Origin of the sequence: Enterococcus sp. 9D6_DIV0238 (genome assembly GCF_002174455.2) — a bacterium.
In the GTDB taxonomy this organism is placed as follows: Bacteria; Bacillota; Bacilli; order Lactobacillales; family Enterococcaceae; genus Enterococcus_L; species Enterococcus_L dunnyi.
The window spans coordinates 1,963,851-1,990,178 of the sequence record NZ_CP147246.1; the positions used below are offsets into that span (position 1 = coordinate 1,963,851).

Genomic DNA, 26,328 nt, shown 5'->3' on the forward strand with positions numbered 1-26,328 from the left:
AAATATATACAAAAAAATTTTTAATAGGATTTCTAATAATCATTTATTTCAGAAACAAACTCCATAATATCCCCCGGCTGACAATCAAGAGCCACACAAATCCTCTCAATAACATCCATCGACACTTTTTCATTAGCTGAAAGTTTTGCCAGAGTCGCTGTTCCTATCCCTATCTCTTTTCTTAATTGTGTCTTAGTCATTCCTTTATCGATCAATAATTTCCATAAACGATTATATATAATTGGCATGTGCCTAACCTCCTATTAATTATGACCTTAGTATAGATTGTTGACATTCCATAGTCAATACAAAATATTCGTTTATACGAACAAATAATTCCTGAAGCAGAATAAAAGTATTGACTAAACATTCTATTTACGATACTATATATTCATTAAAGCGAATATTAAATTCTTTTTATCGAACAAAAGGAGGTCTGAGATCAAACAAAAAGAAGCAGAGCTTTAATAAACAAGAAATGAATTTCTTAAATAAAAACTCTACCCCAGACAAGTTGAGTATATCATACATTTAAGAAATTCTCCAAAAAATTTAAAGGAGAATCACAATGAATAAAATACAATCAGTAAATCTAAAAAACAACAAAAACCAACCAATCAAGAGTATCAGCCATCAAGATATTTACTCACTACACGATCTTTTAGAACAACTCAACTCTTGGCAAAATGCACTCAATCTACTAAATGACTTTTTTAGTGACAAACAACGACCAGTCAATAAGAAAAAGATCGCAAGTGATTATTATGCTTGTTCACAAATTTTTTCTTCATTTCATAACGACTTCTCACAAACACTACCAAAGATACAGAAACAAATTAACGAATTAAGGCAGAAAGAAAAAATTTAATACGTAGCTAATCACAGAGTAAAAAATTACTATTTCGTAGTACTTTTTACTCTTTTGTTTAATTCTATCATTATTATTCTCATATTATGTTAAAATTAAATTTGGCATAATTTAATGCATACATTTCTACTTGTCTAATATAAATATTAATGAAACTTCTTTTCTAATGTTATTGGATTAAGAAGTTTATACAATAAATACTATTAGCATCTGAATTAATGAATAGAAAACTTAAAAGAGGGAATTATTTTGAAGAAAATATTTTTTACGATAAGTATAGCAACGTTACTTATCTTTTCAACTGCTTGTAGCAGTATATCTGTAAATAATGACGCTCTCACTACAAATAATACTGCTGAAGTGCCACTATCCAAGAGTGAACAAAATATTATCAGAAATGGTTATCAAATAGGAAATTATCGTTTTAAGTTACTTGGAATTCAAAAAGATGATAGTAAAATTTTATCAGAAACTTTTTCAGATATTGATGTGACTATCAAGAATAACTTTGAAGAGGTAGAACAAAATATAGATACTTCAAAAAAAATAAATCTACTTCCAACGTTAGCCAATTATGATGACATAAACGAAAAACTTATCATTAACTACTTTCTGGTCAATAATAGTTTAGAAACTATTAAGTCTATTCGCTTGATAGGTACACCAGAATTTCAGAATATTAAAAGTAAAGATAATCTTGATACGTATTTTTCTGAGAAAGAGTTTACAACACTAAAACAAGATGAATTTGTAGCATTTACTTTAACATTTAGTGTGAGTGAAAAATATATAAAACAACTAACAGAAATAAAAAGTACGGACTTGAAAATTCATATTGAGTTATTAGAAATTAATGGTAAAAAAACTGATACCGACAATTAGTGAATACAACTAAAATTAAAACTAATCTAGCATCTGATGGCATATCAATAAAAACACCTGGACTAATAGGAAGGATTGGTATATTTGGAAAAAAATTGATTTAATAGATCTTGATACTGATTTATAGCAAATTAACAATTTTATTTGACTAATATATGCTAGAATTTATAAAGGGGAATACGCAAATGAATTTTTTGAAAAAAAGTATAAAAAATACGTTTATACTGATGTCTGTTTCTATTGTCTTTACTGGTTGTTCAGGTACTAACAACAAGACTGCTTTGTCTAGTAGTACACCCACAGAAAGCTCACAACTAACAACCAAACAAAAAGAGGCTATAGATCATGGATACCAAATTGGAGAGTATAAACTATTATTAACAAACAATCAAAAAAAAGAGGAAGAACAAATATTCATAGAAAACAATTTTTTTGAAGCTAATTTTCAAAAAAAACAAGGTGATATAGATTTTTCAAAAAAAATAAATATTCTACTATACGCATTACATTATTCTCCAGAAGATGAGATGTACACATTAGGAACCTTTATAGTGAATACATCAGATATAACAATAAAGAAATTACGTCTAACTGTTACTACAAATTTTAAAAACATCGGGGATGTCTCTCCAACAGTACTTACTTTGGAAGGTGATGATTTTGCCGAACTGTCTCCTAAAAATTTCTTAACATTATCATTATCTGGCGATGCTCCTTTAGATTCAGCCGACTTGTTAATGGAAAATAAAGGGCCTGATATAACTTTTAAAACTACTGATCTAGAAATAAACGGGGAAAAGGTGGATAACCTCAATGAAGATTAGATGGGCAAAATATTTACAAAAACCGATTGATTTTGAAATGTTATATTTTCAAGAATTCCCTGATTATATCGCAATTGTGTGTGAAGGAAATAAAAACCAAGAAGATAAATATGGTAGAAATAGATTCAATTTCAAGTTGAATCAGGATTCTGGTATTTTAGATAAAGAAGACTTAGCTTATTAATTCACACCTTACTTTATAAATATAAAATTACTGGAAAAGAAAATGGTATACTAACTAGATTTTACTTGGGTTAGTATACCATTTCTGTTTTATTTATGAACTAATTAAATATTGTAAATAGAAGTTACAATTTGATTCAACAATCACATTGAAGTAGCTGTATCTTTATTCCACCGAAACAAACTCCATAATATCCCCTGGGTGACAATCAAGAGCCATACAAATCCTCTCAATGACATCCATCGACACTTTTTCATTTGCTGAAACTTTGCTAAAGTCGCTGTCCCTATTCCTATCTCTTTTCTTAACTATGTCTTAGTGATTCCTTATCTATACTAAAAACACACCTATCAAGCTTCTAAACCAAATATTTCTAAATCATCACTCACATTCGTCATAGGCGCCAGATCAAAAGTATCCACTAAGTAATCAATAACTGTTTCTGTCATATATCCTGGCAAGGTAGGACCTAAGTGGATATTTTTGATCCCCAGATGTAGAAGAGCTAGCAGAACAATGACCGCTTTTTGTTCATACCAAGCAATATTATATACAATAGGCAAATCGTTGATATTTGCTAATTCAAACACTTCCTGTAATTTTAATGCAATCAGTGCTAAAGAATAGGCGTCATTACATTGTCCTGCATCTAATACCCTAGGGATACCATCGATATCTCCTAATCCTAATTTGATGTAGCGATATTTTGCACAACCAGCTGTCAAAATGACCGTATCTTTTGGTAACTCTTCTGCAAATTCTGTGTAGTATGAACGCTTGCTTTGACGGCCATCACAGCCTGCCATGACAACAAATTTTTTAATTTTACCTGCTTTTACGGCAGCAACAATTTGATCTTTCAACGTAAATACTTGGTTATGAGCAAAGCCGCCTATGATACTTCCTGTTTCAATTTCAACAGGCTTTGCACAGGTCAATGCTTGGTCGATCATAGCCGAAAAATCCTTTTTTCCTTCTACAGAATCAATGTGTTGTATACCATCATAGCCAACGATTCCGGTTGTATAAATACGATTTTTATACGCAGCTTTAACAGGTACAATACAATTCGTTGTCATTAAAATCGGACCATTGAAGCTGTCAAATTCCTCTCTTTGCTTCCACCAAGCACCTCCATAGTTTCCTTTAAAATGCTCGTATGCTTGAAATTTAGGGTAGTAATGAGCAGGCAGCATCTCACTATGTGTATAGATATCGATGCCTTTCCCTTCACTTTGATCCAGCAGTTCTTCTAAATCATGTAGATCATGACCAGAGACTAAAATACCAGGACGATCGCCCACGCCCAGCTCTACTTCTGTTATGTGAGGGTGACCATATGTTTTTGTATTAGCATGATCTAATAGCGTCATCGCTTTGACACCAAATTCGCCTACTTGATCGATAAGCACTAAATATTCTTCCATCGTTTTTTGTTCTAGTATTTCATATAACGTATTCGTTAGAAAATCAAAAATCGCCTGATCTTCAAAGCCTAATACGTATGCATGATGCAAGTATGCACTCATTCCCTTCAGCCCAAATAGGACAAGAGCTCTTAATGAACGTAGATCTTCACTTTCTGAATATTGAAAACTTCCTTCTTGCACCAAAGTAGCAACTGGCTTTCCAGTATAGGTTTTTGAAATAGCTTTTTCGATATCTTGTTTTGAAAAGTTAGCATTCGTGATGGTCATAAATAAATTTTCTATCACTTGTATTTGCATTGCATGCGTTGGGTTGTCAGATGCGTATTGGCTTGCTCTTACCAGCCCGTCTTGTAAATTGGACACTTCTGGGCTCTTTCCACATACTCCTTGTTTGATGCATCCTGTGTTATTGAACGTTTCCTGACATTGAAAACAGAACATGTTCTCCATATGTACACTCCTTTTTAGATTTATAATAGGCTTTAAAACAACAAAAAACGGTAATCTAGATTACCGTTTTAAGATTAATTTTCCATGTTCCCCAATTTCAATCAGCTCTTTGTCTACCATTTGATAAATTGCCTTTGACAGTGCAGGTCGACTGACACCTAAATAGTCAGCTAACTCATAACGTTTTAATTCGACACTTTGATGCTTCTCCAGATATTCTAAAATTTTATCCTGTAAGCTATCTTTCAACAATAGTTGTAGCTTTTGTGAAAGTTTAAATGCTTTGCTCGCTAATATTTTATTCATGTTATATGAAAATTGTGGAAACTGTATCAGATATTGTTTGGAGATACACATGATTTTTGCTTCTTTCGTAGCGACTGCGTAATATGTATATGGCATTTCATTATATAAATAGACTTCTCCAAAACAATCATTGATTTCTGAAATGATCGTGACAATTGTACGGTGCCCTTCTACCGAAGTATCGCAGATATACACCTCCCCTTTTAATAAAAGATACAAAAATTCTGGTTTGTCACCAATGTCAAAAATTGTTTCATTTTCACTAAAGATACGTTCTACTGCATGCTCTTTTATCAGTTTTAATTCTTTTGAGCTTAAATTATCTAATGCACAGATCAAATAATCACTTCCTTTTCCATAATAGTAGCACAAATTTTTATGAAAAATGATTAAAATTGTCCGTTAATAGTTATGATATGAAATAATTTTATGTCAAAATAGCCGCATTGATACTAAACGAAAATAATCAATAGAGTGTATGAATAAAGAGGCATAGACACGCCCTATTTCCTGAATTTTTTTGGATTTGTACTCAATCAAAAAAATGATATGGTAATATATGTATTAAGAAAGAAAAACAAATCAAATAATACACGAGGAAATCCTATGAACAACACACACACAATCAGATCAAACGTTGCCTTAAAAAGGCTTCTGATTTTCACAGGTCTTGCTCTTTTCTTCTTCTGGCAGCCAGCTGTTTCTTCTGCCGAAAGCTTTTTTGTGGACGATCAGGCAAACCTATTGAGTCAGCAAACCAAAGAACAGATCATCCGAGCGAATGAGGAAACATTTAAACAGCTGCCTGGCAGTCCGCAATTCGTTTTACAAACGATCCAAAAGCTGCCGCGAAATGAAACGATCGAATCTTATGCGAATAAAACGTTTCAAAAATTAGGCATCGGTGACAAGGAGCTGGATAATGGCTTTTTATTTGTGATCGCTGTACAGGATCGAAAATACCGCTTGGAGGTCGGTTATGGCGTAGAAGATGTCATTACGGATAGTATGAAGCGTGCGATCGTCCCTGCCAGTGTGGAGCAATTATTTCGCGAAGAAGACTATAATCAGGGGCTAAGTATTATCAGCACGAACATCATCGGTACGATCAACAGTCGTTATGGCAATTATGATGCATCGAAAAAAGAAGTTGCAGAACTTGATCAGACTGAAAAGGATGATTCTTATACCTACCAAGCTATAGCGCCGAAAAAGAATTTTGTTTATTATTTTGAGATCGTTCTCGGTTTTATTATGGATCATTTCGTCTTTTTAGTGGTGCTCGCCATTGGAAGCATCATTGGCTTTTCCTTTTTACGAAGTGCTTTATATACGCGCCTAACCAAAAAAAGGCTGTTTGATCCGATCCGCCATACAAAAGTGAATCATATCGGCAAAGCGTCATTGATTGAAAAATCACTGCTGGCGTTAATAAAGGAAGAAGCTTCTTTTAACGTCCTATTATTTGCCTATTTCGGAAAATATAAACCCTTGCAGCGTTATTTAGCACGAATCTATTTTAAAAGTACCGTTATCGACTATGCAATAGAAATCGGTAAATATAGAACGAATCACTTAACTACAGCAAATCAGCTGACCTATTATGAGTGCTGTTTAAAGATCAGTGAGCCTTATTATGACGCGTTTTATCAACAGTTAGATGATTTTCTTACCGATCCTCAAAAGCTGCCGCAAGCTCAGACAGCATTACTTGAGCAATTAAAACGATCAAATGAAGATTACTTGACTACGTTGCAAAAAATCGTTCAAGCACGCGTTGCTTTTAAGGAAACAAGAGCGATCGTTCAAACTTATGTACAACAGCGTATTTCAAAAACAGACTATACGAAGCAAAAAGAACGGTTACTGATTTTATTGATTTCCTATCACTTATTGAAAGATCAAGATACTAGCGCAGAGAATTTCATGAAAAATGCAGATGGGTTTGAGAAAGAATTGCCTTCAGCTTTTAAAAAGGGGGAGCGTGATTTCAAAAAAATCGAATCGAGCTACTACCCTAAAGCCATAAAAGATTTAGATGCTTGTCTATTTTTAGGAAAATCTCCTGGATTAGGCTTCTCAAACTATCATACACTGCAAAGCTTTACCATTTCCAGCTATCGAAGCAGCAGTTCCGGAGGCTCTTCCGGCAGTAGCAGCGGAGGTTCAAGTTCTTCTGGTGGTGGCGGTTCATCTGGCGGAGGAGGATTTTCCGGCGGTTGGTAATAAAAAAAGAGTACTGCTTCACTTTTTTTCAGTGAGCAATACTCTTTTTTTAGTCACTATATTCTTTTTCATGCTTCAACAACCATTTTTTTCGTTCGATCCCGCCGCCATAGCCGCCTAAGCTGCCATCTGTCTGGATCACTCGATGGCAAGGAATGATGATCGCCAGTTGATTCGCACCATTCGCATTTCCTACCGCACGCATGCCGTTTGGATTGCCGATGGCGTTAGCCAGCTCTTTATACGATGACGTTTTACCACGCTCGATTTCGGTCAAAGCTTGCCAAACACTCTTTTGAAAATCAGAACCTATGCATAAATAGGGCGTCTTAAATTCATCCAGCTGCTTATCGAAATAGAGCGCTAATTCTTCCTTGATCTGCTCACTGATTTTCGTTTTTCCAGGAACGATCGATGCATTCATTCGATTCCGTAGCCGCTCAATTTCTCTTTCTAGACCGCGACGGTCAACAAATTCCAATAAATATAAATAGTCATCATCTGCAATGCTCATCATTGGTCCTAAAATCGTATCGATCCAATCTGCAGATAAGCTTTTGATTTCTTTTGATTTTTTTGGATTGCTGCCCATGATTTTTGAAAATGCATCATAAAAGCCACTCGGCGAATCATACCCCATATCTAGTTGTGTATCGATTGTTTTTTCCCCTTCTTTGATCGATTTCAATGCGATCCCCATCCTTCTTGAACGTGCATATTGAACAAACGTCATACCGTAAACCTTTTTAAATTGCCTTCTAGCCGTCATTGAGTGAATCCCCAAATCGGCAAAGTCTTGATCTTTCCAGCGTTTTTCCGGATTTTCCTCGACCAGCTCGACCATTTTCTGCACTAACGGCGGGATCTCTCTTGGAAAGGACAGTGGTTTACAACGTTTGCACGGACGGAACCCCGAAAGCAATGCTTCTTCTGCCGTTTCATAGAAGGTACAGTTTTCATATTTCGGTTTTCTGGCTGGACAGGTCGCATGGCAAAAAATACCCGTCGTTTTGATCCCGACAAAGAAAATCCCATCATATGTAGAGTCCTTCGCTAATAAGGCTTTATAGTAGCGTTTTTGTTCCTTTTCGCTGATCATTTTGGCGTCTCCTTTCTATCCTTGTCTAAACAACTCGATTTTTCCTTGTTCTTCATAAGGAATAAACTCTTTTAACAGTGATCTATAAAAATCAACTAAACTATCCTTTGAATGCTCATTATAAAGAAAATATAGTGATGGACCGTAACTGATTCTTGAAATGCCTAAATCAAGATAATCTTCTAACCTATCCGCTTGAATATCCAGCATTAAATTGATCGGTAGCCTTGTTTCTTGTACGATTCTTTTGATATGTTCTTTATTTTTTAAACCTGGTATAAAAATACCATCAATTCCAGTTTTTTCATAGCTGTTGATCCGTTCGATCGTTTGTTTCAATAGCTGTTCATCCTGATTGTTTTGAATGATATCACCTACAAAATACATATCTGTTCGAACATTGATGAATAGATCCTTATTCATCTCAATAAGTTTGTTTTTGATCGATAATAACCGGTCTTTCTGGGTTTTTACAGAAAATAGAGACGTCTTATTTGGTATTTTATCTTCAATATTGATGCCGATTGCTCCACTTGCAACAACTTGCTCAATCGTAGAATTCAAATCAGTTAGACTAGTTCCATATCCAGATTCAATATCTACTGTAACAACATTATTTTTTGTATCCATTTTGCTCACATAACTTAAAAGCTCAGTTAATGGAATATTTTCGCCATCTTGATAACCATAAAAATCCGATATCGCGTAGCTACCCGTCGGAAGCAACTTGATTCCTACCTCGCTTAATACCTTTGCACTTTCTACATTCCAAATATTTAGCAAAATCAGTGGCTTGTCTTTCTTATGTGCGTCTCGAAATTGTTCAACCTTTGTTTTCATGTGAGTAAATACCCCCTTCATCTTATAGGAATAGTTTACTGCTATTTTATGAAACGTTCTTTCGAAAAATGAACATCAATTTTTTTCTTTGGAGTATTTTTAAGTTAGCGTTATTGAGGAGTTTATCAGTGTTATCTATGAACAACAAAAAGAAACCCGCTCTTTGGGGGAGAGCGGGCAAAAGGAGTTAAAAAATGAAAAAGTGTTTTGTTAGGGTTGTTTGTTTGGTATGAATATATAATAACGCCAAATTATGACGATTTTGTGTTCAAAAAATGGTTTATTTTTTACGATTATGAGGATAAAGTCTGAAATTCCTCAAAAATGTGGTGATTAGTTCGTTTTTATCCAGTTACCTGTTTAAAATATCACTTAGAGCAAAGGATGCCCTTCAACTTAATTGAAAAATCCTTTCCCCCATGTAGTATCGATTCGACCATCATCCGGACCGACAGCAATATACCGTCGATTACCTCCACGATCTAAATAACTGATCCAGACATAGCCATTACTATGTGTATATCGATCATAGTGGATCGGTGATCCGGGTAAATAATAGGCAAGTGCTGGACTCACAACATCATCAGGATCGGTGTCTTTACTCACTGCTAAGCGTCTGTCTGGATAAAAGGTACCGGACTTTACGAGTAATTTTCCCTCTCCTTGCTGCGGTGTTGGTTTTGGTGCTGGGATAGCTGGAATTGGCTGAGAACTGCCTCCTTGACTATACCGATAAATAGTCATTTCCGGGCAGCCATTCAGATACCAGATCGTATCATGATTATTTACTGTGATACCATTATATCCATAATTGCAATGAATGATCGAATCCAAATCATCAACAAATATACCAGTATGTCCAGCTGCACCGCCAGAAGCACCTCGATTTCCCCAAATGAATATATCTCCTCGTTTCGCAGGGTAATTACCTGTACTATCCGCTTGTACCATTGTCCAGCCTGCTTTTTCTAAATGAGAAAAAAGTGTATCTGTATTCCCCATTGTTCCACTAGCTAAAAATCCTCCAGCAATTAAAGAAAAATAGACTGCACTAGAACAATCATAACTATTTGGTCCTAACCTTGCTGTCATTGAATATGAAACTTTTCCTTGACGTTCAGACATCCATTGAATCATTTTTTCAAGCTTGGTCATTAGCTTCAACTCCTTTTCTATCCGTTATCTTCATAATTCTTGATTTCTTACTTAGTTTACTCGTTTTACTCCCTCTTCGACTGTCTACTTTCTGTTAGCTTTCTCCCAGCTTGATTACATAACAGTAAAATCCTATTTTCCTGCAACTAAAATGTTTCACATGAAACAAAAATTAGCATGCAAGCTGACATAGATCAAATGCTTTTAATGTTCAACGCTTAGCCTATTTTTCACCGATCCTCCAGTCCATAAACTTCAATTCCCTACTTAAAGTTTGTCATTTATTGAATATTTTTTTACCCAACATATTCTAAAGGTATTGATTTTTTAGCTATATTTACATGAAAAATAGATTTTATTTATAAATAATATTTTTATATCAACGTTATATTTTGATTAGTTTTAAATAAGTAGTTGGATGTTCGGAAAACAAAAAAATCCCACTAACATAATGACTTTATTTAAAAAAAAAACATCTACACTTTTTTTAAATTTCTAAATAATAAAACTAACTGTTATTAATAAAATGAATGTTCCTGTTACCTCTCAAAAAATTATAAATTCAAAGAAAAACATGATAAATAACTTACTTAGCATTATTGTATAATTACATTTATGCAAATATAAATGGCTTAACGAGGGTATTGCTTTACTGCATAATCATGCAGTGAAAAATGAAAAATAGTAAAAGGAAGGTAAGATTTAATGAATTATTCATGGAGAAAGGGAACCTTTAAGTTTTTATTGTACTCAAGTACATTACTTATTGGTGCATCAACACCTGTGCAAACACTGGCTACGACAATTGATCAGGTCAGCCAATCGACACAGTCAGCATTACAACGAGATTATATAACTACATTGCAGGACTATGAAAAAGCAAAAACGGATTATCAAACCGTAAAAAACAATTATGACCTTGCGCTAAGCGAGTATAATGATGCAAAGAAAGCCGCAGATGATGCATATACTGAAGCGACTGACCTAAAAACAGATCTGGACAATCTGAAAAAACCTTACGAAGATAAGTTGTTGGTATTTGAAGAAACAAAAAAAGCATATGAAAAAAATAGAGCCAATTATGAAGCAAATAAGACGGAATTTGAACAGCAAGCCGACAAATATGAAGGTATCAGACTTGCTTACGAAAAAGAAAAAGCAGATTATGAGTCAACGAAAGAACAATTTACAACTATGCAGGATGACTATCTAACTGCTTTGGCAAGCTACGAAGAACTAAATGCTGATGCTGAGGGTAAAAGAGCAGTTTATGAACTAGTTCGTGAAGACTATGAAGCAAAACGACTAGATTATGAAAAAGCTGCACTTGCTTATGAAGAAATTCAAGTAGCGTACAATGAAGCCAAAAAGGCCTACACATCTCAACTCGCAGATTATAATACACAAAAAGACAATTATGAAAAAGTATTGAGCACATACACAACAACAAAAAATGCTTATAATTTGAATGCTGCTGCTTTCAATACTGCTGCTAAATCTTATGACACATTGAAAGCTGAGTTGGAAACAGCTAGAACAGCATACACTAGTGTAAAAGCTACCTACGATCAAGCTCTCAGTGATTACAATCTACTATTAAATAACTACAATACAGCAAAAGAAAATTATTTAACAGAAAAAGAAACGTATGAAACACGTTCAGCAGAACTTAACACAGCTATTGCTAATTATGAAAGTAAGCTGGCGTCTTATGATGCGATCAAAGAGAACTATAATACGACAAAGCAAGCATATGAAACTGCTTTGACAAGTTACAATACTTTATCTGATCAATTAGCTACTCTAGCAACTCAATATGAAACTGAAAGAAGCGCTTATGAAGCAGAGAAACTGATCTATGATCAAAAAACAGCTAATTATGAAGCGGAAAAAGCTACCTATGATCAACAAAAATCCGCTTATGATAGACAACTCGCAGATTATACAACTAGTCTAATTTCATATGAAGAAAAACGGACAGCTGCTGAAGCACTTATGACACAATATGAAGAAGGCTCTGTTGAATACGCGACTGCTCTTTCAACATTCAATGAAAATAATACGCTTTACAATGACGTAAATGCAAAATATCAAGCAGTTAAAGCTCAGTCAGATCAACTAACTACTCAATTTAATGAGATCCAAACTGCGTATGACAAAGTAGCTGCTGATTATCAAACCATTGCTACTTCTTATGACACAATCAAAAAACAATACGATGCACTTGTTGTACAACGTGATCAAGCAAAAACGGATTATCAAAAGCTGGAATCAGACTATAACACGATCAGCACAAGCTACACACAAGTCATGCAAGTTTATACTGAAACAGAAGCAGATTATCAAAAAGCTCTTTCAGACGCCCAAGCAGTCAATGATTTATATGCAAAAGCCAAAGCTTCTTATGATGATGTTTTAGCTGACTTTACAAGTGGTTTGGATGCTTATACCAAAATCGAAACAGAATACAATACAGCGTTAATCTCTTATGACGAGACAAATCAAACATTTGAAAAAGCTCGTGCTGAATATGATCGTTTACTATTGATACAACAAGACTTAAAAATTCAATTGACAGCCTTAAAGGATGAGCTTTCACAAGTTGAAACAACCTTTACTGATTTAGGTAAGACATTAGCGACTACTCAAGACCAATTTACTGCTTTAGAAACACAATTTAGCGATACAAGAGCTATTTATTTAGATGTAAAAGGTCAATTTGATACTGTGGATGGACAATATACATTAGCAAAAGAAAGCTACGATGCCGCGCAAGCCGCAATCAGTGAAGTAAAACAGACTTATCAAGACCGTAAAGAGGAGTATGATGCTCTAGCGGCGTATTACGTTGGTGTTAAAGAACAATATGATAGTACTTCAGCAAACTTTGCTACAACATCAAAATTGTTTGAAACGCTGAAGCAAAAGCAAGCGGCACATGAGACAGAACATCAAGCGACCTTAGATGAATTTGAGGCTATAGCGGCTACTTTTGAAACATTGAAAACAGAATATGGTGTCTTGGATACTAAATATACAGCTGCAAATACCGCATGGGAAAAAGCAGATGCAACATACAAGACTGCAGCAGGCAATTTAGACTCTCTTCAAGGGCAATACACAGAAACTCTGAATACCTATAACCAACTAAAAGAGAAATATGATCTTGCCAAAGAAGACTTCAAAACAGCAGCCAAACCATATGAGGATGCATTAGAAGCCTATAAAAATGCAGTCACTGCTCAAACAACGATCAATGATGCGATCACTGAAATGAATAACGTTCTTGATACATTCCCAACAGATCAAATCACACAGGATAATCTAACTGGCATACCAGATGCTCTAGCAACGTGGCAAGCTAGATATGATGCGGCAAGAGCAGTACTCAAAGCAGCCTTAACGGATTCTTGGCCAATTATTGAAGACTATCAAGCGAAAAATGATGCGTATAACCTTAGTTCAATAGCGCCAGATATTAAATTGGATGTTGTTTATAATCCTGTTGCATTTAAAACAGAATTAACAGATTTTATTGATGAAGCAAAAAAGGTTATGGAGAAAAATGTTGCGATGGCTAAAATTTATCAGCAATATTATCTAGCTTATTCCGATTATCAGACTGCATTTGATGCTTATACAGCTGGATGGAGCATTGGAAATGATGGCGATAAAAATGACGATTATACAAATACGTGGCAGCCTATTTTTAATTCGCTAAATACGCAAGATTTCACGCCGATTTCACCAGAATATACATCTGAAAATTTACAAAAAATGACCACTGCAGATGAATGGAATACTTTCGTTGAAGCCTATATAACAGCTGTAAACAAACAAGTAGAAAACTTTACTACTTATGGAAATTATCTAAAAGGAGTGTCAGCTTCATGGGCTGAGGCACAATCCAACTTAAAACAAGCTGTCGAGACCTTCAATAAACAAACGAATAGCTCAGTACAAATTTATTTTTGGGGTGATCCTATCCCTAGCTCGATCGATAGTATGATTGCTCTAACTACCACTATTGCTGCAGAAAATATAAAAAGTTTACAAAACACACCACTACCTCAGATCCCTGGATATCCAGTATCTATTTATAATTGGATAAAATCTAATTTTAGACAAAGTGGACAATACAGTGGCGTTATTACAGGTCAAAATCCAGATATTGTTATCGCATTTCCTGAATTTACTATGGAAACAATTACAACTAGTCTAACTCCATTAGATGTCTACGAAATCACAGCACCGGATATCCCTCCAGTACCTGATATGCCGGAAGCACCGATTGAACCTGTAGCTGAATTATCTGAGCCATTGAACGTTACACCAGCAGCTGAACCTGAAAATCTTTCGAAAGAACCGACACCAGTATCTACAAAAGAACTGATCGGAGTTACTGATGTTGAATTGGTTGAACTAACAACAAAAACACCATCAGAACCACTACAATCAGTTGAAGACATTGATGGTGTTGAAACGATCACAGATATAGAGAAGGAAACGGAAGAAGCAACAGAAAGTACTTCTCCTGATGCTCCACTTGAAATAGATGACTTAGAGGATGTTACAGAGGTTGATCCTTTAGAAAAGCCTAAAGAGATGGAAAAAGCACCTGAAGTAACTGCTCCATCTACGCCAAATTTAACAGCACCAGAAACTGTTGATGAAGCAACGAAACCAGTTGAAAAAGTCATTGATTTAACTGATCCAACTGATCCAAAAATGGCAGAAGCACCTATCGCAAGTACCGTGCCAACAGCACCATTATCATTGGTAAAACCTACAGAAAAACCAAAGGATCCAGTGACTACTACTGTGACAACAACAAGAGCTGTTGCTCGTACAGGAGCCACTACTTTACCAAATACTCGCTCTCAAAGAAAATTACCAAATACGGGAACAGAGACTTCTACTGCTGCTCAAAGCATGGGTGTTTTCATGGCAGGAGCTGCCGGATCACTTTTATTCTGGAAGAGAAGAAAAGGCAAACACGAGAAATAAATCTCATGTAATTAAATTATAAGAAAACAAGCCCAGTGAGGAGTAGCTCGCTGGGCTTGTTTTTAAGAAATGTTTCACACGGAACACGGATTTTTACCCATTTCGATCAACAACTTTTTCTATTTACATATTGTGCTTATTTAACTACTTAATTCAATATTTTATTTTTGTCATCTTACCTTATTCGATATATTTGGTGTTTTTTACAATCATTTTCAGCTATCAAGCATCGCAAGAAAAAAGTCTTTCTTAGTCAAAAAATCTCAATTACCACGGGCATAAATAGCCTCTCCAAAAAGAGAAGCTATCCATAAACCTTATTTACTAAAAAAACTATCTTTGTCGGTAATATTGAACTTCGTTTTACTCCATCGTGTACCGTACGGTAAATATTCACCACCAAATTGATACTTTTTCTCCCCATCTTTCGTTTCATAGATTAAAACGAGGTTTCCATCACTAGGTATCTCTTTTTTGTAATATAGGACTTTCTTATCTCCATTATTCAAATCAGAATAACTAGCAAGAAGAGTATCATCTGAGGAAATTTTCAAATTGGATTCAGATACTCTCAAACTCTGATATATCTTTAGATTTTCAATCTCATAGTCCGTTTGGTTTTCCACTATAAATTTATTATCGGCTGGAAAAATTTCCCCATGGAATAAGCGCAAATATTTATAAAAAAGTATTCCAAATAATAATACTCCAACCATTCCTACTAAAAATCGCTTAGATTTAAATATTTTCATCCTATTACCTTCCTATTGATGATAAACTTTTCCTGTATATCCTGCACCAGTTGTAGCAGTCAATCCTGTTCTAGCAGAATTTAATTTATACAATCGTCTATTAAAAATCATTTTCACTGTCCAATCCGCCATATCTTTAGCCACTGGTCTTCTACCCATCAGTCCAATAGTAAAATTTCTACAATCATTATAAGTATTTCTTCCAGCTGCATTGTTTGCTAAATCCATTTGTGTATATGGGCCACTTGTACCATATTCATGTGCCGTTCCCCATCTCTCAGCTACTACAGCACCGTATCTATCGGTCATTAAAATATTCCAATAAAAATGTTGAAACGCATTACCGTCTGTTCCATCTGTTGTAGCGTTACTAAAAGTTTTTCTTGCCGCATTACTCGCAATATCTGCATAAAAGAAACAATTTACCGATTCTGATGGATATTTCTTAGCCAGTTCTTTTTCTCTTTTATTTAGTATTTTCCCTGGCGAAGCGACTCCACTTCTAGTGTTTTTACTAAGGTTTTGATTCAAAAGGTTTATTGTAAGATTATCTAACTCTTCATTCGTCATGCTAGAAGTATCATAATTCTCATTAATCATTTTAGCAACTCTAACCATTGAAATACTGTCTAAATTGTTAACATTTAACTCGGAAGCTTCAACGTTTGTTCCAAATAGGGAAAACAAGAAAAATACTCCCAACAACATTAATAAACCCTTCACACTTTTTTAATCATAAATTAACACTCCTTCTACTTAAGATAATATAATTATACCTATTAAGAAAAAAAAGTATACATAAATTCTTCTGTTTTAAACAAATCAAGTTAATATTATCCCTTTTATTGTCAAACTCGACAACCAAAAATGCCAAATACTCAAAGAATGGAAAAACCACATCATTCAACAAAAACTTTCTCTAGGTATAAGAGACAAGCATTTCGAGAACAACGTGGTCTTTAGTAATTCTGTTTTATATCGTGATCGGCAATATCTTTACAAGTCATATCCTAATCATGTCATGGAGAAAGTAAAACGCCATTTCCCTAACATGAAAACAATCAAAGTCCATGATTTAGAAAGACTAATGCATCTTTACTTTTTGAAAGTGGTGCTAGTATCAAAGACGTATCACAACGATTAGGTCACAAATCAACAAAAATCACAACTGATATTTACATCAAAGTAACACAAACTAAGCAAGACGAAACCGCCGAAAAATTTTCTCAATACATGGCGTTTTAAACCCTATTCAATACTCTATTCAAATAAACGTTGGTGTGTATTGAAAAAGCTATAAGCATTGATATATAAGCATTCTAAGGCTTAACTTTTGCTATCTTGCCCTGTTCGATATATACCATCAATATCGAAATATCAGCTGGGTTTACCCCACTGATTCGGCTCGCTTGAGCTATCGTTTCTGGTTGGATTTTTTGCAGTTTTTGTTTGGCTTCTGTTGCTAAGCCGTTGATTGCTTCATAGTCGATATTTTCTGGAATGCGTTTGGCTTCCATCCGTTTTAGTTTATCGACTTTTTCTAATGCTTTTTTGATATAGCCTTCGTATTTTAGTTGGATCTCAACTTGTTCAATCACTTTTTCGTCTAGTTTTTCTTCAGCTGCAGGAATAAATTGCGTCACTTCATAATAGCTCATTTCCGGGCGTTTTAAGAAGTCGCTCGCTAGAACACCATCCTTCAGTGGGACTGAGCCTTTCGCTTCTAAAAACGCTTGTACGTCGGCTGTAGGCTTCACTCTGACAGAACTTAGACGAGCAATTTCTGTTTCCACTGCTTTTTTCTTTTCAAGATAAGCTTGGTATTGGTTTTCTTTCACTAAACCAATCTCATGACCTTGCTCCGTCAAACGTAAATCAGCATTATCATGACGTAAAATCAATCGATATTCCGCTCTAGAAGTCAATAATCGGTAGGGTTCATTGGTGCCTTTAGTTACTAGATCATCGATCATTACACCGATATAACCATCGCTGCGCTTCATGACAAACGGTTCTTTTTCTTGCACTTTTAAAGCAGCATTGATACCGGCGATCAAGCCTTGCCCAGCGGCTTCTTCATAGCCGCTAGTTCCATTGGTTTGTCCTGCTGTAAAGAGATTTTCGATGATTTTTGTTTCTAATGTTGGACGTAATTGATGGGGTACGACCACATCATATTCGATCGCATAACCCGTTCGCATCATCTCTGCTTTTTCTAAACCAGCAACCGAATGCAGCATTTCTGTTTGAACATCTTCCGGTAAAGAAGTAGACAAACCTTGTACATAGACTTCTTCTGTATTCAATCCCTCTGGCTCCAAGAATAGTTGGTGACGAGATTTATCAGCAAAACGAACGATTTTATCTTCGATCGACGGACAGTAACGAGCTCCTACTCCTTCTACGATCCCTGTAAACATCGGTGCCCGATGCAAGTTCGCCTGAATGATTTCATGCGTTCCTTCATTTGTATACGTCAACCAGCATGAACGTTGCTCTAAGTTATAAGCACTGTCAGGAGTACTAAAGCTAAAATGATTCGGCTTTTCATCGCCAGGCTGTTCTTCTGTGACCGAATAATCGATCGTACTTGCTTTGACACGCGGTGGTGTTCCAGTTTTGAAACGATCCATTTCTAGTCCTAATTCTTTTAAATGATCCGCTAAGCCAATTGACGGCAGTGAATTATTGGGGCCAGAAGAATACTTCAGTTCGCCGATAATGATTTCACCGCGCAACGCAGTTCCGGCAGTGATGATCACAGCTTTACTATGATATTCTGCACCCGTTGTTGTCACAACGCCTTGACAGATACCATCTTCTACGAGCAGCTTTTCCACGATGCCTTGACGCAAGGTTAGATTCTCTGTGTTTTCGATCGTATGCTTCATTTCTGTTGCGTAAGCATGTTTGTCCGCTTGGGCGCGCAGAGCGCGAACGGCCGGTCCTTTTCCTGTGTTCAGCATCCGCATTTGGATGTATGTTTTGTCTATATTACGGCCCATTTCGCCGCCTAGAGCATCGATTTCTCTGACTACCACCCCTTTGGCTGGTCCGCCGACTGATGGATTACACGGCATGAATGCCACCATATCTAAATTGATCGTTAGAAGCAAGGTTTTACTCCCCATCCGTGCAGATGCTAAAGCGGCTTCTGAACCGGCATGTCCTGCGCCAACAACGATTACATCATAAGATTCTGCTTTAAATTGATTCATCGACTCTTCCTCTCTATTTTCCTAAACAAAATTGACTGAATAATTGGGTGATCAGTTCATCTTGAACACTGTCACCGACGATTTCACCTAAAAAGTCCCAGCAGCGGGTCATATCCATTTGTACAAGGTCGACCGGCATCCCCGCTTCAATCCCGCGGATCACTTCGTCCAATGCAATTGCTGCTTGATCAAGCAACGCGATATGACGGGTATTGGAAACGTACGTAGCGTCCTTTTCTGCTGTTTGTCCGCCAAAGAATAAATCTGCGATTTTCAGCTCTAAAGCATCCATCCCTGTATTTGACAAGACGGACACTGGCAAGATTTCTTCATCGTTCACTAGCTGCGCTAAAGCTTCTTTGTCTAATACAGCTGGTAGATCCATTTTGTTTAATAAGATGATTCGTTTTAATCCTTCTGTTGCTTCAAGTAATTGTTTGTCTTCTTCTGTCAATGCTTCACTTTGATTCAACACAAGTAAAATCAAATCTGATTCAGCTAACGCTTTACGACTGCGTTCTACCCCTATCCGCTCCACAATATCTTCTGTTTCACGAATACCAGCCGTATCGATCAGCTTCAACGGAACACCACGAACGTTTACATACTCTTCGATCACATCTCGAGTGGTTCCAGCGATATCAGTTACGATCGCTTTTTCTTCACGTAATAAGTGATTCAGCAAGCTAGATTTACCAACATTTGGCCGACCAATAATGGCTGTGCTCAGCCCTTCGCGTAAGATTTTCCCTTGTTTAGCTGTCGTTAACAGTGCTTCTATCTGACCTTTGACAAAACCAGCTTTTTCTAATAATAATTTTGTAGTTAACTCTTCCACATCATCATATTCCGGATAGTCAATATTTACTTCCACTTGAGCTAATGTTTCTAAAATTTCCTGACGTAAGGAACGGATCAACGACGATAAATTCCCATCCAGCTGATCCAAAGCAACATGCATTGCTTTATCTGTTTTCGCCCGGATCAAATCCATGACTGCTTCCGCCTGTGATAAGTCCATCCGACCATTTAAAAACGCTCGTTTAGTAAATTCACCAGGCTCAGCTAAACGCGCACCTTCTCTCAATAATAATTGAAGTAACTGATTGACTACGACGATGCCGCCATGACAGTTGATCTCAACAACATCTTCCCGCGTGAAGGTTTTTGGCGCCCGCATCACAGAAACCATGACTTCATCCAATAAATGTTGATCTTTAGGATCGATGATATGACCATAATGAATCGTATGCGTTTGTACATCTAATAGCTGTTTCTTTCCTGAGCGATAAACTTTATCTGCGATCGTGATCGCATCTTCACCACTTAAACGAACAATACTGATCGCTCCTTCACCTGGAGGCGTTGAAATCGCAGCGATCGTATCAAATTCTAGTGTTATTTGTTGCATGATTGTCTTCCTTTCTAAAAAATAAATCATTTTATGTATATTTCTATTTTAGACTACAAAAAAAGCGCCCACTCCACCCTTATTTTTTCAGGTTGGATCTAGCACTTTCACTGCATCAATACCTATTCATTTCTTGACATAGGATAGCATAATTTTATTTTTTTCGCAAGATTATTTCTTTATGAAAAGTTGCTTTTAATTTTGCATTTCTGCTTCTTTATTATTAAAATAAATATATAGAAGAATGGAGGTTCCAATCATGAGAAAAGGAAGAAAAGATGAGTTTACCGTAGAAGAGTTAGAAAACCGTTTAAGCAGTATCACATTATCTACTGGAAACGTCAATAAAAAATATATTGTTCGGGATATCGTTTTTGCGACAGATCGAATCGAAACGGATTTATTTTCATCAGAAGTAAACGCAAATGAAGTGTTCAGCGGTGTTTACCGGCAATTAAAGGAAATCGCATTCGAGTATCAGGCAGATGCCGTTATCAACTGTCATTTTGAAGAAAAATATGTTGAATATCAAGGAAAATGGGTCGTAGAGATTTTTGCTTATGGAACAGTGATCCAATTCACACAAACAACGATCGGTTGATTTTTTCACAAATAAAAAAACCTGATCCAAAAAGAATCAGGCTGGAAGAAGCACGAATGCTTCAACTACTTTATCATCGTATTTTGTACGTTGATAAGAATGATTTCGTTTAAAATATACTTTGTTTGATAATATTTGTCAATGTATTTTTTTGATAAAAATAGCATTTAAAACAATAAATGACCCTTTAAAAAAAGTTTTTTTAAAGGGTCATTTGCTCTTCTTAAAAGTGTTTTTTTGCAGGTTCCACAACTAAGTAACGATAAGGTTCATCGCCTTCTGAATGGGTTTGGATCTGATCATCTTTGCTTAGTGTGAAATGAATTTGTTTTCGTTCAAACGCAGGCATTGGCTCTAAAAAGACTGGTCGGCCTGTTTGTTTGACTTTTTCAGCAGTTCTTTCTGCTAGTCGTTGTAAAATCGCTTGGCGTTTCTCACGATAATCGCCAACATTCACAACAACGGATAATTTATTTGCAGCAACACGATGAACAAAGACTTGTGCTAAGTACTGTAATGCATTCAGAACACGCCCATGCTTACCGATCAAGATTCCTTGTTTTTCTGTATCCAAATGGAAAATCAAGATCCCTTCATTACGTTCTAAACGAACTAATGCTGGAGCATTCAATTCTTTTGAAATATTCGTTAAGTACAAGGCCAATTCAGTAATTGCTTCCTCGTCTTCGAGGTTTTCCAAAAGTTTCGGTTCAGAAGAATCAGAAGCTTTAGCTGCTAGCAACTCTTCAGCTGCTTCTTCCACTTTTACCTCTTCATCTGTTACAATGATCTCTTCGACAACTTCTTCTACTGCTTCTGCGATTTGTTCACTGACAGTAGGTTCGATCGAAACTTGGGCAAGCTTTTTACCAAAGCCTAAAAATCCTTTTTTGGCATCAGAGATCACGTCGATCTCTACGTCTTCTCTTGTCAAATTCAGTGCGTGTAAGCCCTTAGTTGTTGCTTCTTCGATTGTGTTTCCCTCATAAACCGGCACCTGGAAACCCTCCTTTTATTTCTTCTTATTTTTTTTCTTAGGATTCATTGCTTTTTTCAATGCTCTTTCACGTTCTTTGACTTGTCGCTCAGCCTCCGCACGTTCTCTACGGATCTTGAATGGATTATTGATCAATAATGTTTGCCCTACTTGGAACGCGTTAGAGATCACCCAGTAAAGAGATAATCCACTGGCTAAATTCATCCCCATAACAAAAATCATTACTGGCATCGCAAAGCTCATGATTTTTAATGAGGCATTTGATTCAACTTGACTCATACTTGTCAAATATGTGCTGGCAAATGTGAAGACCGCAGCTAGAATCGGTAAAATCAAATACGGGTCAGGTTTACCCAAATTCAACCACATGAAGCTTCCTTGCTTCAACTCTGGTACTCGAGAAATCGATTGATATAGCGCCATCATGATCGGCATTTGAATCAATAGAGGTAAACAGCCAGCGTATGGATTGACATTATTTTCTGCATATAATTTTTGTTGTTCTTCACGGAATAGACGTTGTGTTTCCGGATCTTTTGAAGAATATTGTTTTTGCAGCGCTTTTAGTTTCGGTTGTAATTCTTGCGTCTTACGCATGCTTTTTGTTTGGAAATGCATCAATGGTAATAGGATGATCCGAATCACTAAGGTAAATAGGATGATCCCGATACCTGTATTTGCTGAAATGGATAAAAACTTGATCGCTTCAGCAAAATAATAGACAATATAGCGGTCCCAAATCCCGGTACTATCAGCATTAATTGGCGCTGTGCCGCAGGCAGATAAGACAAAAATCAGGGAAATTAGACCTGCCATCAATAATAAACGTTTATACTTCTTCACAAAACTGTTCCTCTCTTATTTCAAAATTTTTGCAAGTTTCAATACATGCGTGATGTTGCGATGGATTTCTTCAGAAGTCAATGCATCCACTCCAGGGCGGGCAATGATGATAAAATCACAAGTTGGCTCGATCGACTCTTTTAATTGGTAGATCGACGTGCGGATTTTACGCTTGACTGCATTTCGAACAACTGCGTTGCCGATTTTTTTTCCGACAGAAATTCCCACACGAAAATGTTTTTGTTCTGGTTTTTCCAAAACATAGACAACAAACCTTCGATTGGCACAGGATTGTTTGTGCTGAAAAACGGCTTGAAATTCTTTTTCTTTTTTTACTCTATAGGATTTTTTCATCTGCATCCCTTTGTTTCTTTCTTTTTTACTCACATACAATAATAGCATAGTTCCGTCATTTTTTTTCAAATTTAAAGGAAAATATCCAGAGATTTTGAATGTCATGACTCTAATTCAATATATTATCATTTATTTGCTTTTTTTTCACTTGATTTCTTGTAAATATCGGGGGAAAATAAACAGTATTTTGTTGATTTATGTTTGTCTTGCTTTTTGATGTCCATATCTGATGATTATAATCGACAACATTATTTTTAAATGTCATTTTTTGGTTTCTTTCATTAATTATGACCTTTCAAAGAGTAGGAAGCTAAATTCAGGGGAAGAAATGATAAAAAGCTATTTAGGATACTTCGCTTCCTTAAATTGCTAGCTATTGTTTATCACTGACTCCGGCAAAGCCATTCTCAGTCCTTCGATTCTAAGAGCTTCAGCTCTTAGAAATTGATTGTGATGTTTTTTTATTTAGCTGATATCGTTCATTGCTGGTTTTAGTGTTAAGCGTTTGGTGATTCACTAGTAAGGACACTTCGCTCCCTTTGGTCGTCAAGTATTGTTCATCATCTGCTCTGGCGAAGCCAATCGCAGTCCTTCAATTCTTAGAGCTTTAGCTCTTAGAAATTGATGCGATCGAAACTACGTGGAGTGATGAACAACAAAAGAACCCTTTATTATTTTCACATATACTTTGTGAAGATAATAAAGGGTTCTTAAAGTTCGTTTGGTTTGTTATTCAAAATCAACATATATTATGCTGAAATAACTTTTCTACCTTTACGACGTCTGCTCGCTAATACATTGCGACCATTTTTTGTGCTCATACGTTTACGGAAACCGTGAACTTTTTGACGTTTACGTTTGTTTGGTTGATATGTTCTTTTCATCTTGTTCCACCTCCTGAAATTGTAACTATCCATCAATACATAGACATACTTTGATAGTATACCTAGTATTAGGTAGATTTGTCAATAAATTTTCAGGAATATTTTTCTTATGTACGACAATAAGTTATCCACAAAATGCTGATTCTTCCGAATAGACTGTGGATAGTTTTTTTCTAACGCTTGATTTATTTTTCGTTTATACACCACTTTTACACAAAAAAACAGGATGTTTAAAAGTTATACACATTTCATTTCCCGTCTGTGCATAACTTCTCAAAAACGCTGATATTCCCACGTTTGTTTTGCAGAATGTATTGTGGATAAATAAAATAACAAGTAGAAATCCACAGTCTATTTTCTATCTGTGGATAATTTTTTAGACATCTGTTGATTTATTTTCCACAATTCACAATTTGCCTGTGGAAAAAGTTCGAAAAAAATGATAAAATTCTATTTGCTTATCTATTTGTATTTGTGCTGCTCTTTTATATAGAAAATAAGATATCAACTTATTTCACTTGATCAGCTCATCTTTGAAAAAGGATAGAGTAGGCTGACTAGTCTATTTTCAGTCACGGCTGAACATTTTTAATTTAAGGAGGTCGCTATATGCCCGATATGGAAAGTTTCTGGAAAGATCTTGAGAATACTTACCAATCTGTTTTATCTGCCCCAAGCTTTGATGCTTGGATCAAAACAGCTCAACCATTAAAGCTGGAAAACAATCAATTATGGTTGGAAGTTCCTTCTGCCGTTCATAGAGACTATTGGGAAAAAAACTTAGCTGCAAAAATCGTTGAAACTGGTTTTAAATTAACTGGCGCTGAAGTAATGCCTCATTTTGTTGTGACCGATGAAAAAGAAGCCATAATGATCCAAGAAGAAAAAAAGGAAGCTCCAGCTCCTGAAAAGATTTCTGAGCATAGCAAAAAAGCCTTGTTGAACCCTAAATATTCCTTTGACACATTTGTTATCGGAAAGGGCAATCAAATGGCTCACGCAGCTGCTTTAGTTGTTGCAGAAGATCCCGGTTCCATCTACAATCCACTGTTTTTCTATGGCGGTGTTGGTTTAGGTAAAACTCACTTGATGCATGCGATCGGTCATCAAATGCTGCAAAACCGACCAGATGCTAAAGTAAAGTATGTCAGCAGTGAAACCTTTACGAATGAGTTTATCAACTCGATCCAAACGAAAAATTCAGAGCAATTTAGAAAAGAATACCGGAATGTTGATTTGTTGCTTGTCGATGATATTCAATTTTTAGCAGAGAAGGAAGCGACTCTGGAAGAATTTTTCCATACCTTCAACGATCTCTATAATGAGAATAAACAAATCGTTCTAACAAGTGACCGACCACCAAATGATATTCCTAAACTGCCGGAACGTTTGGTTTCCCGCTTTGCCTGGGGCTTATCTGTCGATATCACGCCACCTGATTTGGAAACCCGAATTGCGATCCTCAGAAAAAAAGCAGATGCAGAACGCTTAGAGATCCCAGATGACACGCTAAGCTACATTGCTGGTCAAATCGATTCCAATATTCGTGAACTTGAAGGAGCTTTGGTGCGTGTACAGGCTTATGCTACGATCAATGGAGAAGATATTTCTACAAGCTTAGCTGCTGATGCACTGAAGTCGCTAAAATCGGTCGGTAGTCAAAATCATTTGTCCATTCTCCAAATTCAGGAAGAGGTTGCAAAATATTACCACATTCAGCTGAAGGACTTAAAAGGGAAAAAACGAGTGAAATCGATCGTTGTCCCTAGACAAATCTCGATGTACCTCTCTAGAGAAATGACGGACAACTCTTTACCTAAAATCGGTGCTGAGTTCGGTGGAAAAGACCATACGACTGTGATCCATGCGCATGAAAAAATCCAACAGTTATTGGAAAAAGACCCCACCATTCAAAAAGAAGTCGCTGAAATCAAAAATCTGCTCAATTCATAGGTTGTGGATAAAAATAAGAAAACAGAAAAAGTTTTCCACAAGTT

At 36.0% G+C, this 26,328-nt stretch carries 23 protein-coding genes; 8 read left to right on the forward strand and 15 right to left on the reverse strand.

Annotation, left to right across the window (positions count from 1 at the left end):
- Nucleotides 1-32: 32 nt before the first annotated feature.
- Entirely contained in the window at nt 33-248 is a 216-nt protein-coding gene (locus tag A5889_RS09190; protein ID WP_207114615.1) for a helix-turn-helix domain-containing protein, read from the reverse strand.
- A 320-nt stretch (nt 249-568) separates the two neighbouring features.
- On the opposite strand from A5889_RS09190, the gene A5889_RS09195 reads away from it, so the two are divergent.
- The 4 genes from A5889_RS09195 (at nt 569) to A5889_RS09210 (ending at nt 2,758) form a co-directional block, all read left to right on the forward strand.
- The gene (locus tag A5889_RS09195; protein WP_207114614.1) at nt 569-868 is read left to right on the forward strand and encodes a hypothetical protein; all 300 of its coding nucleotides are present in this window, start codon (nt 569-571) and stop codon (nt 866-868) included.
- 249 nt (nt 869-1,117) lie between these two features.
- Nucleotides 1,118-1,750, forward strand: a complete 633-nt coding sequence (locus A5889_RS09200; protein ID WP_207114613.1) for a hypothetical protein — start codon at nt 1,118-1,120, stop codon at nt 1,748-1,750.
- Between the two features lie 185 nt (nt 1,751-1,935).
- Nucleotides 1,936-2,574, forward strand: a complete 639-nt coding sequence (locus A5889_RS09205; RefSeq protein WP_207114612.1) for a hypothetical protein — start codon at nt 1,936-1,938, stop codon at nt 2,572-2,574.
- Complete coding sequence (locus A5889_RS09210; protein WP_207114611.1) at nt 2,564-2,758, forward strand: hypothetical protein; 195 nt, start codon at nt 2,564-2,566, stop codon at nt 2,756-2,758. The genes A5889_RS09205 and A5889_RS09210 overlap by 11 nt, the downstream gene beginning before the upstream one ends.
- Before the next feature lie 165 nt (nt 2,759-2,923).
- Here the strand turns inward: A5889_RS09210 and A5889_RS16485 are convergent, their stop codons facing one another.
- From A5889_RS16485 to A5889_RS09220, 3 genes are read right to left on the reverse strand one after another with little or no spacing between them, the layout of a single operon-like run.
- On the reverse strand, nt 2,924-3,070 hold the full coding sequence (locus A5889_RS16485) for a helix-turn-helix domain-containing protein (protein ID WP_422389716.1): 147 nt from the start codon (nt 3,068-3,070) through the stop codon (nt 2,924-2,926).
- A gap of 38 nt (nt 3,071-3,108) precedes the next feature.
- Nucleotides 3,109-4,638, reverse strand: coding sequence for a hydroxylamine reductase (gene hcp, locus A5889_RS09215; protein ID WP_087641613.1), 1,530 nt, complete (start codon nt 4,636-4,638; stop codon nt 3,109-3,111).
- A 60-nt stretch (nt 4,639-4,698) separates the two neighbouring features.
- On the reverse strand, nt 4,699-5,283 hold the full coding sequence (locus tag A5889_RS09220) for a Crp/Fnr family transcriptional regulator (RefSeq protein WP_176372866.1): 585 nt from the start codon (nt 5,281-5,283) through the stop codon (nt 4,699-4,701).
- Nucleotides 5,284-5,550: 267 nt separating this feature from the next.
- Between A5889_RS09220 and A5889_RS09225 the strand changes: the two genes are divergently transcribed.
- Nucleotides 5,551-7,170 carry a TPM domain-containing protein gene (locus A5889_RS09225; RefSeq protein ID WP_176372867.1) on the forward strand — a complete coding sequence of 540 codons (1,620 nt, stop codon included), beginning with the start codon at nt 5,551-5,553 and terminating at the stop codon, nt 7,168-7,170.
- Nucleotides 7,171-7,219: 49 nt separating this feature from the next.
- On the opposite strand, the gene A5889_RS09230 is transcribed toward A5889_RS09225, so the two are convergent.
- From A5889_RS09230 to A5889_RS09240, 3 genes are all read right to left on the reverse strand, one after another.
- The gene (locus A5889_RS09230; RefSeq protein ID WP_087641616.1) at nt 7,220-8,269 is read right to left on the reverse strand and encodes a bifunctional transcriptional activator/DNA repair enzyme AdaA; all 1,050 of its coding nucleotides are present in this window, start codon (nt 8,267-8,269) and stop codon (nt 7,220-7,222) included.
- A gap of 15 nt (nt 8,270-8,284) precedes the next feature.
- Nucleotides 8,285-9,109, reverse strand: a complete 825-nt coding sequence (locus A5889_RS09235) for an isocitrate lyase/PEP mutase family protein (RefSeq protein WP_087641617.1) — start codon at nt 9,107-9,109, stop codon at nt 8,285-8,287.
- 396 nt (nt 9,110-9,505) lie between these two features.
- The gene (locus A5889_RS09240) at nt 9,506-10,264 is read right to left on the reverse strand and encodes a peptidoglycan amidohydrolase family protein (RefSeq protein ID WP_087641618.1); all 759 of its coding nucleotides are present in this window, start codon (nt 10,262-10,264) and stop codon (nt 9,506-9,508) included.
- 705 nt (nt 10,265-10,969) lie between these two features.
- On the opposite strand from A5889_RS09240, the gene A5889_RS09245 reads away from it, so the two are divergent.
- Complete coding sequence (locus A5889_RS09245) at nt 10,970-15,271, forward strand: LPXTG cell wall anchor domain-containing protein (RefSeq protein WP_087641619.1); 4,302 nt, start codon at nt 10,970-10,972, stop codon at nt 15,269-15,271.
- Nucleotides 15,272-15,588: 317 nt separating this feature from the next.
- Here A5889_RS09245 and A5889_RS09250 read toward each other — a convergent pair whose 3' ends face one another.
- The 4 genes from A5889_RS09250 to mnmE all read right to left on the reverse strand — a co-directional run bounded on the left by A5889_RS09250 (nt 15,589) and on the right by mnmE (nt 20,652).
- Nucleotides 15,589-16,023, reverse strand: coding sequence for a hypothetical protein (locus A5889_RS09250; protein ID WP_087641620.1), 435 nt, complete (start codon nt 16,021-16,023; stop codon nt 15,589-15,591).
- A gap of 12 nt (nt 16,024-16,035) precedes the next feature.
- On the reverse strand, nt 16,036-16,731 hold the full coding sequence (locus A5889_RS09255; protein ID WP_087641621.1) for a DUF6973 domain-containing protein: 696 nt from the start codon (nt 16,729-16,731) through the stop codon (nt 16,036-16,038).
- A 611-nt stretch (nt 16,732-17,342) separates the two neighbouring features.
- Entirely contained in the window at nt 17,343-19,241 is a 1,899-nt protein-coding gene (mnmG, locus tag A5889_RS09260) for a tRNA uridine-5-carboxymethylaminomethyl(34) synthesis enzyme MnmG (RefSeq protein ID WP_087641622.1), read from the reverse strand.
- 13 nt (nt 19,242-19,254) lie between these two features.
- Nucleotides 19,255-20,652 carry a tRNA uridine-5-carboxymethylaminomethyl(34) synthesis GTPase MnmE gene (gene mnmE / locus A5889_RS09265; protein WP_087641623.1) on the reverse strand — a complete coding sequence of 466 codons (1,398 nt, stop codon included), beginning with the start codon at nt 20,650-20,652 and terminating at the stop codon, nt 19,255-19,257.
- A gap of 259 nt (nt 20,653-20,911) precedes the next feature.
- Between mnmE and A5889_RS09270 the strand changes: the two genes are divergently transcribed.
- The gene (locus A5889_RS09270) at nt 20,912-21,253 is read left to right on the forward strand and encodes a hypothetical protein (RefSeq protein WP_087641624.1); all 342 of its coding nucleotides are present in this window, start codon (nt 20,912-20,914) and stop codon (nt 21,251-21,253) included.
- A gap of 223 nt (nt 21,254-21,476) precedes the next feature.
- Here A5889_RS09270 and jag read toward each other — a convergent pair whose 3' ends face one another.
- From jag to rpmH, 4 genes are all read right to left on the reverse strand, one after another.
- Nucleotides 21,477-22,250 carry an RNA-binding cell elongation regulator Jag/EloR gene (gene jag / locus A5889_RS09275; RefSeq protein ID WP_087641625.1) on the reverse strand — a complete coding sequence of 258 codons (774 nt, stop codon included), beginning with the start codon at nt 22,248-22,250 and terminating at the stop codon, nt 21,477-21,479.
- Between the two features lie 15 nt (nt 22,251-22,265).
- Nucleotides 22,266-23,093, reverse strand: coding sequence for a YidC/Oxa1 family membrane protein insertase (locus A5889_RS09280; protein WP_087641626.1), 828 nt, complete (start codon nt 23,091-23,093; stop codon nt 22,266-22,268).
- A 15-nt stretch (nt 23,094-23,108) separates the two neighbouring features.
- Nucleotides 23,109-23,447, reverse strand: a complete 339-nt coding sequence (gene rnpA / locus A5889_RS09285; protein ID WP_087642049.1) for a ribonuclease P protein component — start codon at nt 23,445-23,447, stop codon at nt 23,109-23,111.
- 749 nt (nt 23,448-24,196) lie between these two features.
- Complete coding sequence (gene rpmH, locus A5889_RS09290; RefSeq protein ID WP_010762140.1) at nt 24,197-24,331, reverse strand: 50S ribosomal protein L34; 135 nt, start codon at nt 24,329-24,331, stop codon at nt 24,197-24,199.
- 609 nt (nt 24,332-24,940) lie between these two features.
- On the opposite strand from rpmH, the gene dnaA reads away from it, so the two are divergent.
- A complete protein-coding gene (gene dnaA, locus A5889_RS09295) occupies nt 24,941-26,284 on the forward strand; it encodes a chromosomal replication initiator protein DnaA (RefSeq protein WP_087641627.1) in 1,344 nt (447 codons plus the stop codon).
- Nucleotides 26,285-26,328: the final 44 nt, after the last annotated feature.